The organism is Achromobacter sp. (assembly GCF_049647645.1).
Classification (GTDB): domain Bacteria; phylum Pseudomonadota; class Gammaproteobacteria; order Burkholderiales; family Burkholderiaceae_B; genus Achromobacter.
The window spans coordinates 1-15066 of record NZ_JBARYB010000186.1 but is presented as its reverse complement, the minus strand read 5'-3'; the positions used below and the strand labels follow the sequence as shown (position 1 = coordinate 15066).

At 66.9% G+C, this 15066-nt stretch carries 14 protein-coding genes; 12 read left to right on the top strand and 2 right to left on the bottom strand.

Going from position 1 to position 15066, the window contains the following annotated elements:
• Nucleotides 1–1756 (bottom strand): collagen-like triple helix repeat-containing protein (locus tag WBB14_RS21305; RefSeq protein WP_424241588.1); only part of this gene is annotated, 1756 nt, incomplete at its 3' end.
• 348 nt (nt 1757–2104) lie between these two features.
• The gene (locus WBB14_RS21300; protein ID WP_424241587.1) at nt 2105–3805 is read right to left on the bottom strand and encodes a ShlB/FhaC/HecB family hemolysin secretion/activation protein; all 1701 of its coding nucleotides are present in this window, start codon (nt 3803–3805) and stop codon (nt 2105–2107) included.
• A 507-nt stretch (nt 3806–4312) separates the two neighbouring features.
• Between WBB14_RS21300 and WBB14_RS21295 the strand changes: the two genes are divergently transcribed.
• The 12 genes from WBB14_RS21295 (at nt 4313) to WBB14_RS21240 (ending at nt 14931) form a co-directional block, all read left to right on the top strand.
• Nucleotides 4313–5143 (top strand): MHYT domain-containing protein, encoded by an 831-nt coding sequence (locus tag WBB14_RS21295; RefSeq protein WP_424241589.1) that lies wholly within the window; start codon nt 4313–4315, stop codon nt 5141–5143.
• Nucleotides 5144–5265: 122 nt separating this feature from the next.
• The gene (locus tag WBB14_RS21290; protein ID WP_332012731.1) at nt 5266–5466 is read left to right on the top strand and encodes a Flp family type IVb pilin; all 201 of its coding nucleotides are present in this window, start codon (nt 5266–5268) and stop codon (nt 5464–5466) included.
• A 143-nt stretch (nt 5467–5609) separates the two neighbouring features.
• Nucleotides 5610–6131 (top strand): A24 family peptidase, encoded by a 522-nt coding sequence (locus WBB14_RS21285; protein ID WP_424241586.1) that lies wholly within the window; start codon nt 5610–5612, stop codon nt 6129–6131.
• The gene (locus WBB14_RS21280) at nt 6077–6538 is read left to right on the top strand and encodes a TadE/TadG family type IV pilus assembly protein (protein ID WP_424241585.1); all 462 of its coding nucleotides are present in this window, start codon (nt 6077–6079) and stop codon (nt 6536–6538) included. Before WBB14_RS21285 ends, WBB14_RS21280 begins: the two co-directional genes overlap by 55 nt.
• 1 nt (nt 6539) lies before the next feature.
• Nucleotides 6540–7031: a TadE/TadG family type IV pilus assembly protein gene (locus WBB14_RS21275; RefSeq protein ID WP_424241584.1), complete on the top strand. Its 492-nt coding sequence runs from the start codon at nt 6540–6542 to the stop codon at nt 7029–7031.
• Nucleotides 7028–7987, top strand: a complete 960-nt coding sequence (cpaB, locus tag WBB14_RS21270) for a Flp pilus assembly protein CpaB (RefSeq protein ID WP_424241583.1) — start codon at nt 7028–7030, stop codon at nt 7985–7987. The genes WBB14_RS21275 and cpaB overlap by 4 nt, the downstream gene beginning before the upstream one ends.
• 64 nt (nt 7988–8051) lie before the next feature.
• On the top strand, nt 8052–9413 hold the full coding sequence (locus WBB14_RS21265; protein WP_424241582.1) for a type II and III secretion system protein family protein: 1362 nt from the start codon (nt 8052–8054) through the stop codon (nt 9411–9413).
• Entirely contained in the window at nt 9410–10735 is a 1326-nt protein-coding gene (locus WBB14_RS21260; protein WP_424241581.1) for a pilus assembly protein CpaE, read from the top strand. Before WBB14_RS21265 ends, WBB14_RS21260 begins: the two co-directional genes overlap by 4 nt.
• Before the next feature lie 33 nt (nt 10736–10768).
• Complete coding sequence (locus WBB14_RS21255) at nt 10769–12130, top strand: CpaF family protein (protein ID WP_424241580.1); 1362 nt, start codon at nt 10769–10771, stop codon at nt 12128–12130.
• The gene (locus WBB14_RS21250) at nt 12130–13053 is read left to right on the top strand and encodes a type II secretion system F family protein (protein ID WP_424241579.1); all 924 of its coding nucleotides are present in this window, start codon (nt 12130–12132) and stop codon (nt 13051–13053) included. The genes WBB14_RS21255 and WBB14_RS21250 overlap by 1 nt, the downstream gene beginning before the upstream one ends.
• Nucleotides 13054–13066: 13 nt before the next feature.
• Entirely contained in the window at nt 13067–14065 is a 999-nt protein-coding gene (locus WBB14_RS21245) for a type II secretion system F family protein (RefSeq protein ID WP_424241578.1), read from the top strand.
• Nucleotides 14062–14931, top strand: coding sequence for a tetratricopeptide repeat protein (locus WBB14_RS21240; RefSeq protein WP_424241577.1), 870 nt, complete (start codon nt 14062–14064; stop codon nt 14929–14931). Before WBB14_RS21245 ends, WBB14_RS21240 begins: the two co-directional genes overlap by 4 nt.
• Nucleotides 14932–15066: the final 135 nt, after the last annotated feature.

Sequence of the window (15066 nt, the reverse complement as noted above, 5' to 3'; positions counted from 1 at the left end):
CGTTTACGCCTCCCACTAGCCCGCCCAGCAGGCCGCCACCACTGGTGCCGACCGCCGCGCCCGCCGCAGCGCCGCCTGCTGTCCCAGCCACCGCTCCGGTTACGCCGCCCACCGCTCCGGTCACGCCGCCGAGCAGACCCGTCACTGGCGCCAGCACTCCGCCATTGGCACCGCCGGTGGCGCCGCCCACCGCTCCGGTCACGCCGCCGAGCAGGCCTGTCACCGGCGCCAGCAGTCCGCCATTGGCGCCGCCGGTGGCGCCGCCCACCGCTCCGGTCACGTTGCCGAGCAGGCCTGTCACTGGCGCCAGCAGTCCGCCATTGGCACCGCCGGTTGCGCCGCCCAATGTCCCCGTCACGTTGCCGAGCAGGCCCGTCACCGGCGCCAGCAGGCCGCCCGTACCGCCCGCGCCGCCCGTCAGGCCGCCGGTCACTCCGCCCAATCCCAGGGTGCCGGTCAACGAGGCCACGGCGGCCGTGGCGTTGTGCAGCGTCGAACCCAAGGGGTTGGGATTGGACGGGGAGGCATGGAGTACGCCGCCCGCTGTGTTGACTGCGCCGCCCAGGTTCCGCAGTACATCGTTAAGCCCGGTTGCGCTTCCCGGCAAGGCGCTGCCCAGATTGGTGACTGTGCCGCCCAGGCCGCTCAGCAGCCCCGCCACTGGCGCGCCCAGCTTGGCGCCATCGCCCACTTGCTGTGTCAGCCCGGTAACCTTGGCGACCAGCGGACTGGCGGTCGAATCCAGTGCCCCCCCTACGCTGCCGAGTACGGGTTGCAGGCCTAGCGGCAACACGTTGTCGACGGCCTGGCCGGTGTTGCCCAATGCGGGTTCCAGCAGTCCCAACGCGGGGCCGTTCAAGGCCTCGCCAGTCAGGCCGCCGACCACCTGAGTCAGGGGCTGCAGCAGACCGCCCTGGCCCGACAGCGCCCCGGTCAGGGCGCCTACGGCGCCCGTGGCATTGCCCAGCACTGTGGTCAGAGGATTCGGGTTGTTCGGATTTGCGTTCAGCAGGCCGCCAGTGCTGGCCACGGTTTTGCCCAGGCCGTCCACCAGGCCGCCCACGCCAGCACCCAGCCCTCCGGGCAAGCCCGAGCCCTTGACGCTGGTGCCCAGGTCGCTGACCAGGCCGCCTACCTGCCTGACGACGCCGTCAGTGGGTTGCCCCAAACCGGTAGTCGCGCCGATCTGCTGAGTCAGTCCGACCACTGTGTCGGCTACCGGCTTGATCGTGGGATCCAGCGCCTTGCCCACGCCGGTCAATGTCGTGTCCAGGTTCAGGGGGAGGGTGTTGTCGAGTGCCGCGCCGGTATTGCCCAGCGTGGTTTCCAGCAGGCCGCTCACGCGCGGCGGATTGGTGCCGCCACCTGGGTCGGTACCGCCACCGGGATTGGTGCCGCCACCGGGGTTGGTGCCACCGCCAGGATTGGTGCCGCCACCGGGGTTGGTGCCACCGCCGGGGTTGGTGCCACCGCCGGGATTGGTACCGCCACCGGGATTGGTACCGCCACCGGGATTGGTACCGCCGCCGGGATTGGTTCCACCACCAGGGTTGGTGCCGCCGCCAGGGTTGAGGCCGCCGCCAGGATCAAGGCCGCCACCGCCGGGGTTGGTGGGAATGTCGGTCCCAGGCAGGCCGGCGGTTTTCTTCCCGCCGCCACCGCCGCCGCAGGCGGCCAGGGCGCTGACAAGCGCCGTGGCCATGACGGTAGCAGTCAGAATGCGTTGCAGGCGGCGCGCTTCGGAATGGGTGTGCATGGCGTACTCCTGTGGTTGGAAGAGTCAGGCGTGGAAACAGCCCGATACGCTTTCTCATGCACAAACCATGCCAAGATTTTTCAAACCCGCTCCGAAGTGTCAGCTTCGGCAATTTTCGATGAATTAAATTCCATTGTTATCAATGGATTATTAGGAAAAATAAGGGTTTTCCTTAAATCTGCAAAATCCTCATTTTTGCGATCGCGTTGAGCCTGCGAATGTTACGGAAAGCGGCTAATCCGACGTTACGTTACGTCGGACGTTACGTAACACCGGGTGGAGCCAAGCAAGAAAAACGCCCGTCATGACGGGCGTTCATCTGTCTGCCGGGCGCCTCGTCCGGGGCGGCTAGAACGCGTCGTAGAACAGGGAATAGTTGGCGTTGAAGCGCACGTTCCGGTTGTCGTTGACCGTGGCCGATCCGACCGGCTTGGCCACGTTGAAATCGAACAGGTAGTACTTGTCGTCGGTAAAGCGCAGGCCCAGGGCCACGGAAGACAGGTGCCGCTGATTCAGGGTCTGCAGATCCTTGTTGTTGTACCAAGTGCGCGCGTAGTCGACCAGGGCATACGGCTGGACGCTGGAAAGGTACTCCCAACCGACGCCGAAGCGGCGATTGATTTCCGCCGACACGCCGACGCCCTTGTCGCCGCTTTGCTCGCCCTGCGGATAGCCCATGGCGTAGCGCCAACTGCCGTACGAGACCTGTTCGGACGAGGGCAGGATGTTGCTGGAGTACTGCGCCGCGCCGGAGAAAACCAGGCCGATCTGTGCGGGCAGCACAAAGGTCTGCCTGGCGTTCAGGTTGTAGCGGGTGAAATCCAGGTCTAGCAGCGGGGTGGCGGAATAGCCGTAGTTGGTCGCGATGTCCTTCTTTGCGCCGGCAGCGTCAAAACCCTTGGCCACGCTCAGCGTGACGTCCGTGGCCTTGGTTTCCGAAACCTGGATGTAGCGCATCTCGGCCGTCGCCGCGCGCACCTGCGCATCCTGCTGCAGCCAGCGGTCGGTGTTGCGGGCTTCGTACCGGTCCTTGGAATTGGCCGCGTAGACGCCCAGGGTTCCCGTCAGCGAACGGGTGTTGTTCAGCAGGAACGGATAGCTCACGCCCACGCCGATACGGTCGTTCTTCACGCGGCGTTCGAAGCCCAGCATTTCGATCGCGTCGTCGTGGGGCCGGGCATCGTAGTGATAGCCATCGATCTTGAGAGCCAGGCCGTCTGCGCCGATAGGCACTCGGATCTCGCCCGACACGTACTTCACGTCATCGGTATTGAAGGGGACCGAGGCAGTCAGTTTCACTTGCTCGCCCAGCGGCGTCAGGCTGTTGGTCACCAGGTTGACCACGGGCTGCATGCCGGTGCCCAGGTCCGCGATGCCGCCGGTCAGGCTGACAGGCTGGCGGCTGGCCGCCAGCACCAGTTCGGTGGCGCCATCGGCGCGGCGCGGCAGGTCCAGGCTGGGCGTGAACTTGACGCCGGGCACGGTGCGCATCAGGTTCAACTGGCGTTCCAGCGTGGCCTGCTTGAGCGGCCGCTCCTCTTGCATCGGCGCGGCCAGCGCTTCCAACCTGTCCTGCGCATTGCCGATGTCGCCTTCGATCCGCACGTTGGCGATGTAGCCCTCGACCACCGTCACCACCACCAGGCCGTTGGCGAAGGTCTGGTTCTGCAGCAGCGCGAATGACAGGGGATAGCCTTTGTCGCGGTACAGCTGGGTGATCTTGTCGACCTCCTGGACAAGTTCGCCCAGGCTGATCTCCTTGCCCGCAAGCGGGCTGAGCAAGCCCGACACTTCCTCGAACGGCAGGGCGCGCACGCCGCTGACGTCGAAGTTGCGCGGCACGATGCGTTGGGCCAGCCGGGCCTGCAAGGCCAGTTGTTCCGGCGTGGCGGTCTGGACAAAAGGCGGCGGCTGGGTTGCCGATGGCGGGCGCTCCAGCCGCGGCATGGCGTCCACCGGGTTTCCGCGGAGCGGGCCTTCGGCCCGTGCGTGAGATCCGGCTGCCAGGAGGCAAACAAGGGCGAGGCAGAGCCGACTCGCCGGGAACATGCATCTCGTGCCTGTTTTGTCTCTCATGTCCGCTGGTATTTCTGAACGGATAGCCGGTATTGGTCGAGCATCAAATGGAAAAGGGTCGCAACAGTGTTAATAAAAAGTTGCGTTTACGGGCGTTCATATGGTGCCAGCATTTGCCGCAGAATGACAATTCATTTCAAATTCAGCTCGCATAAAGGAATGGTATTTGAATTGTTTAGGAATATTCTATTGTTGCGGAATATATTTTTCGGCAAAGATAAACGCTATTTAACTGTTTTTATTAATGTTTTCGAAAACTTGGGGGTGTTCGTTACACATCTGATGTCGCAATATCGCGAAATTCAGTGAAAACCCTGATGTGTATGATTTGGCAATATATAAACTAAAGATACGTATCAAAAATACGCAAAATGTGTGGACCCGCCCGGAGGCAAAGATGGCTGGGGATTACCGCAAGAAGCACTGCAACAGCTTGCCGGCCGCGCACTGGCGCAGCCGCTTGCCACACAGGGAGCGCACATGAGCCCGGGCGATGTCGTTCCGCTCTCCTTCAACGGCGGTCTGGTGGCGCTCTCGTTCCTGATTGCGGCGTTGGGCTCGTACGTGGCCTTGCTGGCCGCGGCGGGTATCCGCGCGGAAACCCAGGATGGTGAAATCCGCGTCGGCTATATCATCATCGGCGCGGTGGCGATGGGCGGCGTGGGTATCTGGAGCATGCATTTCATCGGCATGCTGGCGCAGAACTTGCCTTTTGCAGTCGGCTACCAGGTCGGGCTGACGATACTCAGCTTCATGGTCGCCGCCGGGTTTTCCGGTTGGGCATTCTGGTATGTCGGCCGGGACCGCTTCACTTTTCTCCGTTGCCTGGTCGGGGGCTGCGCCGCCGGGTTCGGGGTGGCTTCCATGCATTATGTGGGCATGAGCGCCGCGCGCATGCCGGCGGTATTGCTCTGGAATCTGCCGCTGGTGGTTTTGTCGGTGCTGATCGCCGTCGCCGCGGCCACCGCGGCGCTGTGGCTCGCCTTCAATACCCAGAACGAACGCCAGCGCGTCGGCGCGGCCATTTTGATGGCCGTCGCGGTCTGCGGCATGCATTACACCGGCGCGGCCGCCGGGGCGGTCATCTGCACAACCACGAACGATGCCGTCGGCCTGCATATCGGCGGCGCCATGCTGCCTTACGTCGCTTTCGCGCTGTCGGCCATCACCTTGCTCCTCATGCGCTGGCATCTGCAGCGCGCGTCGGAACGCTTTCGCGCGCGCACGGCGCAGCGCATCGACTCGATCATTGAATCGGCCCCTGGCGTGGCTTCGGACAGATTGCCCGGAGCCACGCCGGGGCCGGGTTAGCTGGACCCTGGACGCGCGCCGCGGGAATGACCTCGGCGCGTGGGCGGTTCCAGGCTTTAGGGGGCTGGCTCTGCTGCTTGAAGACCTGCCCCGGTCATTAATCGAGACCCATGGAGCTCGACATGAAAGCAACACTTGCGCAGTTCTGGAATGACGAAGACGGCATCACCGCCCTGGAGTACGGGCTGATCGCGGGAATGGTGGCGGTAGCCCTCATTGTTGCGGTGGGTACATTTACCGGGTCCTTGAAAGGCATGTTCGAGGAACTAGGCACCAAGCTGGACAACGCCAAGACCGGTACCAGCACCCCGCCTCCGACCTAAGCCGCAAGCCTGTCCGCGTCGTGGCGGCGTTGTGTCTCTAGCCGCCGCGGCGCGTGCCCGCAACATGGCATCGCTTGATTGAGGGAGTCCGCGTCGGTCACGACGCGCCTGTCGTCGAATCCGATTTCTCAGAAGGTCTTGCCTTGTATCCAGGGGAAGTACTGTGGTGGCTGTTGTTCGCATGCTGGATTCTGGCGCTGATCCACGCCGATCTGCGCTATCGCCGCGTCCCCAACCGGCTGGTCATCGTTGGATGCGCGGGGCAATTGCTATGGCTGCTGGCGGCCTTGCTGGCGCCCGGCTGGGCCTATCCGCCGCGATGGTCAGGATGGCTGATGGCGCTGGCCGGCTTTCTGGTCGCGGCGCCCTTCCTGCCGCTATGGCGCAGGCGCCTGATGGGAGCGGGCGATATCAAGGCCATCGCCGTGCTCGGGCTGCTGCTGGGTTTTGCGCCGCTGATGGTGACGCTGGCGTTGGCCAGCGTGCTGGCTGGCCTGCATGGCCTGCTGTATCTGGCGGCGTCGCGCGTCTGGGCGCTGAGCAACCGGGCGCGCCAGATTCCCTATGCCGCCTATCTGGGCCTGGCCGCCTTCAGCGCGGTTCTTATTCCGTGGAATTCGCCTTGGTATTCGTGGTGTTCTTCCTGGTGTTTTACGGCATCCTGACGTACTCCCTGGTGGTCGCCGCGCAGCATTCGGTGACGCTGGCCGCGCAGGACGGCGCGCGCAAGGTCTTGCAATGGCAGGCCGGGTCCGCGTCGTTGACGGCGCGGGCCAACGCTGGGCGCGATTGGGCGCTGTACCAGGCGGAGTGGATCAGCTCCATGTCCGCGGCGCCGGTGCAGGTGGCGGTCTGCGGCAGCGCGGGCGCGCTGAGCAGCGCCGCCGGGGGCGCCTGCAGCGGCTTGCCGCTGGCGCAGGACCAGGTCGAGGTTTACGTGTCCTATGCGTATGGCGCCCATCCGCTCATCCCGTCGCTGCCGATCTTGCAGACAGCGCTGATGCCGGCCTCCAGCGTGCTGAGCGCGCGCGCGACTGTGCATCTGGGCAATGCCCTGGGCGGGGGAGGCTGAGATGCGAGCCTATCCGCAATGCCCTGGAGACAAGACGCCGCGCCAGCGGCAGCGCGGCATCGCGGCGCTGGAGTTCTCCCTGACGCTCACGCTGCTGCTGCTCTTCATTTGCGGCGTGGTCGGGTTCGGTGCGCTGTTCTGGATGCAGCAGCAACTGGCTGCGGCCGCCGCGGATGGCGCGCGCGCCGCGGTCTATGCCCGGTCCGGCGGCCAGGCCGATGTGCCGGCCGCGGCCTGCCTCGCGGCGATGGGCTCCTTCTCCGCCGGTTCGGCGGTGCTGTGCAGCACTACGCGCGCTCCTTGCGCCTGGACCGGCGCGGGCGGCAGGCTGGCCGATTGCGCCACCGTCGCCATGACCTACAACACCCAGTCCTGGCCGCTGCTGGAGACGGTGCGCGGGCTGATCACCGCCTTGCCAGGCACGAACCGGAACTGGATACCGAGCAGATTGCAATCGCAGGCCGTTGTGCAGATATCGCAGGGGACACCATGAGCAGTCTGAGCAAGATCGTCGCGGGTATGTTGCTGGTGGCCGGTCTGGTGTTGGCCTTCGTGGCCTGGCGTCTGGCATCGGCGCCTGCCAGTCCTCCGCCCAGCATGGCGCCCGCGCCGGTTGCGGCGGCACCGGTGGAGTCGGTCAAGCTGCATCCGGTGGTGGTGGCCAGGGAACCAATTCCGGCCGGCTCGCGCATCGACAGCGCAAGAATGCTGACGGTGGCGCAGTGGCAGGTCGCGCTGTCCGGCGGCTTTGCCGAGATCGCGCCGCTGGAGGGCGCGGTGGCGAAAGTCGACATCGCCGCGGGCGATCCGATCCTGCCCAGCCTGTTGACGCAAGGGTTGGCGCGCCAGCTCAAGCCGGGCGAACGCGCTGTCGCCATTGCGGTGGACGAAGTGATAGGCGGCGGCAACCGCATCGTCCCGGGTGACATGGTGGACGTGTTCTTCATGATCGAAAAAAGCGCCGAAGTGGCGGTAGGCCAGGCTCGCCTGCTGCAGTCCCAGGTGCGGGTGCTGGCTTATGGCAAGGCGTCGGTGGAAGGGCCGGACGAAAAATCGGCCCTGCAGCAGGGCGGCCCGGGCCAACCGGCGCGCACCGCGGTGCTGGCCGTCCCGGTCGATCGAGTCAATGAACTGATGCTGGCCAGCCGCGCGGGCCGCCTGCAGCTGGCGCTGCGCCCGGTCGGCGACGACAGCATGCCGGAGGCGCAGTTGTTCGCCCAACGCGGCACGGTGTTGCCGGTCCGCGCCGATTTGACTGCCGCGCAGCGCGAGTCGCTGCTGTCGGGCCCCAACCGCGCTTATGCCGGCGAAAGCCTGGTGCAACTGGACGGCACCACGTCCGCCGCGCTGGCGCCTGCTGCCCGCGCCGCAAGCCGGCCCCAGGGTTCCGGCGGCGGCCGGACAGTGGAAATCATCCGAGGAGAAAAATCCGAGCGCGTGCGCTATTGAACGGGGCTGCGGGCAGACCAGGCGCTGGCCGCAGCCGGACTTCTTCCATCATCAGGTCCTGCACATGAAGAAACATCAGCGCACCACCATGATCTGCCTCCTGTCGGCCGCGGCAGCGATGACGCACGGGGGCCTCAGCCTGGCACAGACCGCGGCGCCCGCGACTGGCGCGAATGCGCCGGCCCGCGACATCTCGATGGCGGTGAAGGGGCAGCAGAGCCTCCTGCTGGATGGCGGCGCGCCCGCGCGCATCGCCATCGGCGACCCCGACGTGGCGGACGTGAAGGTATTGCCCGCCTCCGGCAAGCGCGCCGGCTCCGTGCTGCTCTACGGCAAGAAGCCCGGCACCACGCAACTGCAGATCTGGACCGGCAACAACGCCGCGCCGCAGATATGGAACGTCCGCGTCGGCGGCAGCGTGCAGGGCGCGCTGGCGAGCCGCGGCCTGGGCGGCGGCGCCAATGTCGACATCGCCGACGGCCACGCCGTCGTGTCGGGCCATGCCGAGTCGCAACTGGGGCAGATCGCATCGGCCACCATGGCGGCGTCCGCCGTGGGCGGGGAAAAGAACGTGGTGGACATGTCCACCGCCGGCACCGGCGGCGTGGTGCAGGTAGAGGTGAAGGTCGTGGAAGTGTCGCGTTCGGTGATGAAGGCGGCCGGCATCAGCTTCACGGCCAGCAACGGCCCCTGGAGCGGCGGCAGCTCCACCATGCCTGCCAGCCTGGGCGGCGCGCTGGCGTCCGGCTTTTCGCTGTTCTACGACTCCAACAACTTCTCGGCGCGGCTGCGCCTGCTGCAGACCAACGGCATGGCGCGGGTCCTGGCCGAGCCGACCCTGGTGGCCTTGACGGGGCAGAGCGCCAGCTTCCTGGCCGGCGGCGAGTTGCCGATTCCGCAGGCGGGCGGCCTGGGGACCGTCAACGTGACCTTCAAGCCCTTCGGCATCGGCCTGACCGTGACGCCCACCGTGCTGTCGCGCGACCGCATTTCGCTGAAAGTGGCGCCCGAGGCCAGCGAGCTGGATTACACCAACGGCATCGCCATCAACACCAGCGCCGACACCAGCACCATCATTCCGGCCCTGCGCACCCGCCGCGCCGACACCACGGTGGAACTGGGCGATGGCGAAAGCTTCGTGATCAGCGGCCTGGTGTCGCGCCAGACCAAGGCCATGGTCAACAAGGTGCCCATGCTGGGCGACCTGCCCATCATCGGCTCCTTCTTCCGCAGCGTCGATTACTCCCAGGAGGACACCGAGCTGGTCATCGTCGTGACGCCGCGCCTGGTGCGCCCCATCGCGCGCGGCGTTGCCCTGCCGTTGCCGGGAGCCAAGCAGGAGCAGACGGATACGGCGTTCAACGCTTGGGGCTATTACCTGACCGGCCCGGTGGGCGGCCAGCAGATGCCGGGCTTTTCACGGTGAGCAATATGAAGACACATGCCAGCGAATGGGTGGGCCTGCAAAACGGCACGCGGTTCCTGTTCTGCTCCCAAGGCAACGCGGTCGCCGCGCAGTTGGGACAGGCTCTGGGCGACCTGGGGATGCTGACCCAGGAATCGCCGCGCATCGAAGAATTGGCGCGGCGCCTGACGGAGATCGCGCCGCAGGTGGTATTCCTGGATTTCACCCTGAGCGACGACGAGCCCGGCAAACTGTTCAAGTCCGCTGAACTGGCGCGTTTGCTGGCGCGCATTGCGCCGACGGTGCCGCGCGTGGCGGTGGGCTTCCTGAGCCAGCCGGAGGGGGCGATCGCCGCCTTGCGGGCGGGCGTCAGCGATTTCGTCGACCCCTCGGTGGCGCCGCAGGAGATCAAGGAAGTGGTGCTGCGCCTGCTCGACCGGCCGTCCGGCGGCCGCATGGACGGCACGCGCCGCAGCGTCGTGCTGCTGGGCGCGCGTCCCGGCGTGGGCACCAGCACCCTGGCCGTGCATCTGGCTGGCATGGTGCAGGACCGCCTGAGGCTCGCGCTGGGCCAGCGCGCCGCCGCCGGAGCCAAGGCGTCCAAGCCCGCAGGCGACTCGCTGCCCTTGGCCAATCGCGTGGCGCTGATGGACCTGGGTTGGCCCGTGGGCGATTGCCAGCTCTATTTGAACATCGGCGGTGACTTCGACTTTGCCGAGGCGGCGCGCAATCTGCGCCGCCTTGACTCCACGTTGCTGGGGTCCGCCATGGCGCATACCGCCAATGGCTTGAGCGTGCTGTCGCTGCCGCGCGACCTGGGCCAGATGCGCGACGTGTCGCAGTCGGATTCTCTGCTGGTGTTCGAGCGCATGCGCCAGCATTTCGCGGTCGTGGTGGCCGATTCGGGCGGCTTCACCAATCCCGAATTCGTGTCGGGCCTGGCGCGCGCCTCGCAGCTGAACTGGATTGTGACCGACCAGAGCGTGGGCGCGCTGGTGTCGCTGGCCGGCCTGCTGCAGGAGCTGGAGCAGCTGCACGTGGACCGGCGCAGCCTGGGCCTGATCGTCAACCGCTATGACGAGCGCTACGGCATGACCGCGCAGCAGATCGCCGAACGCTTCCAGCTGGAACTGGTGGGTACGTTGCCTGACCGCACGCTGCCCCTGATGGTGTGCACGAACCGCGGCCATCTGCTGCACGAGGAAGCCGAGCGCGACGTCTACGTGCGCGCGGTGCAGGCGCTGGCGGAACGCCTCTGCGCCGAGGAGAACACGCCCGGCGGTCGGGCAGGCTGGCTGGCCACCTGGCTGCCCGGGGTGCACCGCCGCATGGTGGTCGGTTGACGGATAGATAGACGGACGGCTACGGGACCCGACATGATCATGACAGCGACGATAGAATTCGGCGGCGACGGCGATAAAGGCTTTTCGGCGTCGGACCGCTACCAGGAAGTGAAGACGGCGGCCTACGAGCACCTGCTGTCCCGCATCGAGGAACTGGGCGCGGAATTCGGCCGCTGGGCCCGGTCGGCGATCCAGGAGTTCGTGGACATCGAGGTCGCGAGTTTCGTGCGCTTGCGCCGGGTGCCCATCAACGAAGGCGAAATGCGCGCGATTGCCGAGGCGCTGACCAAGGAGTTGGCCGGCCTGGGGCCGCTGGAGGACCTGCTGGCAGACCCGGCCGTGGAAGACATCCTGATCAACGGCTACGACAATGTCTTCGTCTCGCGCCGCGGCGTGCTGGCGCGCGAGACGCTGCGCTTCACCGACAACCAGCACGTGCTGCGCATCGTGCGCCGCATCCTAGCCCCGATCGGCCGCCGGCTGGACGAGTCCAGTCCCATGGTGGACGCGCGCCTGCCCGACGGCGGCCGCCTGAACGTAGTGATCGAGCCGCTGGCGGTGGACGGCCCCATGGTGTCGATCCGCAAATTCCGCCAGGATCCGCTCAAGCCGGCGGACTTGCTGACGCTGGGCAGCTTCGACGAAGAGATCTACCGGCTGCTGAACGAAGCGGTGAAGAACCGCTGCAACATACTGGTGTCCGGCGGCACCAGCTCGGGCAAGACCTCGCTGCTGAACGCGCTGGCATTCTTCATCCCCGAAACGGAACGGGTGGTCACGGTGGAAGACACCGCCGAGCTGTCGCTCAACCATCCGCACGTGGTGCGGCTGGAATCGCGCCAGGGGGGCTTTGACGGCAGCGGCGCGGTCACCATCCGCGAGCTGATCCGCAACAGCCTGCGGATGCGGCCGGATCGCGTGGTGGTGGGAGAAGTGCGCGGCGCCGAGGTCATGGACATGCTGCAGGCCATGAACACCGGGCATGAGGGGTCGATGGCGACCATCCACGCGAACTCGCCGCGCGAATGCCTGTACCGGATCGAAATGCTGGCCGGCTTCGCCGGTTTCCAGGGCAGCGAGGACAGCCTGCGCCGGCAGATCGCCAGCGCGCTGGATTTCATCGTGCAGATCGGCCGCCTGTCCAACGGCAAGCGCCGGGTGCTGTCGGTAACCGAGATCACCGGCATGGGCGACAACGTGATCTCCACCCAGGAACTCTATCGCCACGAATCCTACGCGGCGCCGGACGGCGAAGAGAAGGACCGCTGGAACTGGCTGGGCATCCACCCCCACACTCCCAAGCTGGCCAAGATGCGCAACGAGGCGCGCGCCAACGACAACCCGCCGGATGACCGCGATGGCGGGGGCGGCGGATTCTGGAGCAGGAGGCGCTGATGCTCGAAGTCCTGGTGCTTGCGAGCCTGGCGGTAGTGCTGGCCATCGGCGCGGTGCTGCTGTGGCGCCATGCCGGCCGCAGCGCGCGGCGGGCGGCCAGCTCCGCCTTTCTGGAAAGCCAGCTGCAGCGCGGCCGCGAGGATGCCTCCGCCGATGCGCCCTTCGCCGAGAACTCGCGCGAGTTCCGCAGCGGTTTTTCCGGCTGGGACCGCTTGCTGCGCCAGGCCGGCCTGCGGCAAAGCATCGGCCTGTATTTGCGCATCGCGCTTCCCGTCGTTGTCGGCGCGGCGCTGGCCTGGGTCTTGCTGGGGGCGCTTTCGGGAGCGGTGACTTTACTGCTGCTGGCCGTGTTCGCGTACTTCCTGCTGTGGCTGCGAGCCGACAAGCGCCAGCGGCGCATGATCTCGCAGCTGCCCGCGTTCCTGGACAACATCGTGCGCCTGATCACCATCGGCAACAGCATGGGCGCCGCGTTCCAGAGCGCCGCGGCCGCTGCCGACGAGCCCTTGCGCGAGGTGGTGGAGACGGCGGCCAGCCTGAGCCGCTCCAAGGAACTGGACGCGGCGCTGGCGCATGTGTCGCGTCTGTATGGGTTGAAGGAGCTGTACATGGTCGCGGCGGTGGTGTCGCTGGCCATGCGCTTCGGCGGCCGCAGCGACCAGGTGCTGGAACGCATGGCGGCGTTCATGCGCGACGTCGCCCAGGCGCGCAACGAATTGACCGCGAGCTCGGCCGAAGTCCGGCTGTCCGCCTGGATCCTGGCCCTGCTGCCGGTGGGCATCGCGGGTTTCATCATCGTCGCGAACAACAATCTGTTCATGGGCCTGTGGCAGGACCCGCAGGGCTTCAGGATGCTGCTCACCGCGGTTTGCCTGCAGATCGGCGGCTGCTTCTGGCTGTATCGCATGGCCAAGGCCATTTGAAGGGAGGCGCCGCATGGACATCCTGCAATCCTGGAACGCGTCCACCGTGCTGGCGATGGCGCTGATGCTGGTGGCGGCCGGCTTGGTGGTGCTGGGCCTGGGCATGGCGCGGCGCTTGCGCAGCCAGGGCCGCAGCCGCCAGGTGGTGGATCAGGCGCTGGCGGCACGCGAGGGCGGCGCGGCATCGGCGTCCCTGCGTGGCGAAGGCGGGCAGGGCAGGCTGGCTGCGGCGGCGCGGGCGGCCGATACCTTCGGCAAACGCCTGAGCGAAGGCCGGCTGGCCGACGCGCTGCTGGCCTCCGAGGACCGCAAGCTGGTGGACATGGCGGGCTATGCCAATCCGGGCACCGCGCGTTCGCGTTTCGTGTTGATCCGGGTCGGCCTGGCGATCCTGTTGCCGGTGGCGGCGGTCACGCTGGACTTGAGCAAGCATCTTCCGGACATGCCGATGGGCGCATTGGTCGCGGGCTTTCTCGGCTTCGCGATCGGCTACATGCTGCCCAAATGGATTGTGCGGCGGCGCTTGGCGCGTCGCCGCAGGCAGGCGGCCGACGAGCTGCCTCTGCTGATCGACCTGCTGCGCCTGTTGCAGGGCGTGGGCCTGTCGATCGACCAGAGCCTGCAGGTGCTGATCAAGGAGTTCGGCCAGGTGCTGCCAGTGCTGGCGTTCGAATTGCGCCTGGCCTCCGAACTCTATGTGCGCGGCCGCACGCGCGAGCAATCGCTGGCCAGGCTGGCCACGGGCTTCGACAACGACGACCTGTCCGCCATCTGCCGCCTGATCGCGCAGGTGGACCAGCACGGCGGCGCGGTGCAGGAGCCCTTGAACCGCTTCGGCGAACGCCTGCGGGACCAGCGGCGGCTGGAACTGAAGGAGAAGGTGGGCAAGACCACGGTCAAGATGACGGGCGTCATGATCGTGACCCTGTTGCCCGCGCTGTTGATCGTGACGGGCGGGGCGGGGTTCATCGCGGTGTTGCGCGGCTTGTCGCGCATGGGGGGGATGTCATGAACGGCGGAACGGAAAGCAGGTCGCGCGCGGGACGCTGGGCCTTGGCGGCCACGGTGCTGGCCGCTGGCGCGGGCTTGAGCGGATGCAAGACCAACAACGCGGAATCCGCCTGGCAGCTGATCCAGCAACAGCAGCAGGAGCAGGCGCTGGTGCGGCAGAAGGAGGATGAGGCCGAGAGCAAGCGCCGGCCCAAGGAGCCGGAGATGATGCTGTCCATGATCGTCGAGGCGCAACGCCAGGAGCGCTATTACGCGTCGCTGGCATATATCGATGGCTATCAGCAGAAGTACGGCAACGATGCGCGGGTGGCGGTGCTGCGCGCCGAGGCGCTGCGCCAGACCGGACAGGCGGCGCAGAGCGAGCAGGCCTACCGCGCGCTGACCGCCACCGACCAGGCGGCCGAGGGCTGGCATGGCCTGGGCTTGATCGCCGGATCGCGCGGGCAGTTCGACCAGGCGGCCGACTACTTTTCGCGCGCGGCCAGGCTGGCGCCAATGGACGCGCGGATCCTGGGCGACCTGGGCTACGCGCGGCTACGGGCGGGCGATCCGGCGGGTGCGCGCGTGCCTTTGGGGCAGGCGGCGGAATTGACGCCGGAAAGCGGCAAGGTGCTGGCGAACCTGGCGGTGCTGCTGCTGGTCGAGGGCGATCCGCTCAAGGCGCAGCGCCTGATGGAGCGGGCGCAATTGAGCGATGAGGCGCGTGGCCAGGTGTTGCGCCTGGCCGCCGAGATCCGCGGCCAGCTGGCCCCGGTGCCGGGCGCGTCCTACGCGCCGGCCACTCGGGTGTCCAGCGGCGGGCAGACGGTCATGCCGATGATGAGCCCATTGATGGAAGGGCTGAGCAACGGCCCCATCGTGCGCTAACTCCGTTTTGAGGAAGACTGCCATGTCTCATTCGACCCAGCACGCTTTGTTCATCCTGGCCTGCGCCTGCGCGGCGCTGGCGCCTGCAGCCGGCCATGCGCAATCCAATGCGCCGCTGACGGGCAGCATGTCGGG

What these genes read in the sequence shown, in the direction of transcription:
- WBB14_RS21290 (WP_332012731.1), top strand. Translation starts at nt 5,266, where the DNA reads ATGAAAGCAACACTTGCGCAGTTCTGGAATGACGAAGACGGCATCACC.
- WBB14_RS21265 (WP_424241582.1), top strand. Translation starts at nt 8,052, where the DNA reads ATGAAGAAACATCAGCGCACCACCATGATCTGCCTCCTGTCGGCCGCG.
- WBB14_RS21295 (WP_424241589.1), top strand. Translation starts at nt 4,313, where the DNA reads ATGAGCCCGGGCGATGTCGTTCCGCTCTCCTTCAACGGCGGTCTGGTG.
- WBB14_RS21245 (WP_424241578.1), top strand. Translation starts at nt 13,067, where the DNA reads ATGGACATCCTGCAATCCTGGAACGCGTCCACCGTGCTGGCGATGGCG.
- WBB14_RS21240 (WP_424241577.1), top strand. Translation starts at nt 14,062, where the DNA reads ATGAACGGCGGAACGGAAAGCAGGTCGCGCGCGGGACGCTGGGCCTTG.
- WBB14_RS21300 (WP_424241587.1), bottom strand. Translation starts at nt 3,805, where the DNA reads ATGTTCCCGGCGAGTCGGCTCTGCCTCGCCCTTGTTTGCCTCCTGGCA.
- WBB14_RS21255 (WP_424241580.1), top strand. Translation starts at nt 10,769, where the DNA reads ATGATCATGACAGCGACGATAGAATTCGGCGGCGACGGCGATAAAGGC.
- WBB14_RS21250 (WP_424241579.1), top strand. Translation starts at nt 12,130, where the DNA reads ATGCTCGAAGTCCTGGTGCTTGCGAGCCTGGCGGTAGTGCTGGCCATC.
- WBB14_RS21275 (WP_424241584.1), top strand. Translation starts at nt 6,540, where the DNA reads ATGCGAGCCTATCCGCAATGCCCTGGAGACAAGACGCCGCGCCAGCGG.
- cpaB (WP_424241583.1), top strand. Translation starts at nt 7,028, where the DNA reads ATGAGCAGTCTGAGCAAGATCGTCGCGGGTATGTTGCTGGTGGCCGGT.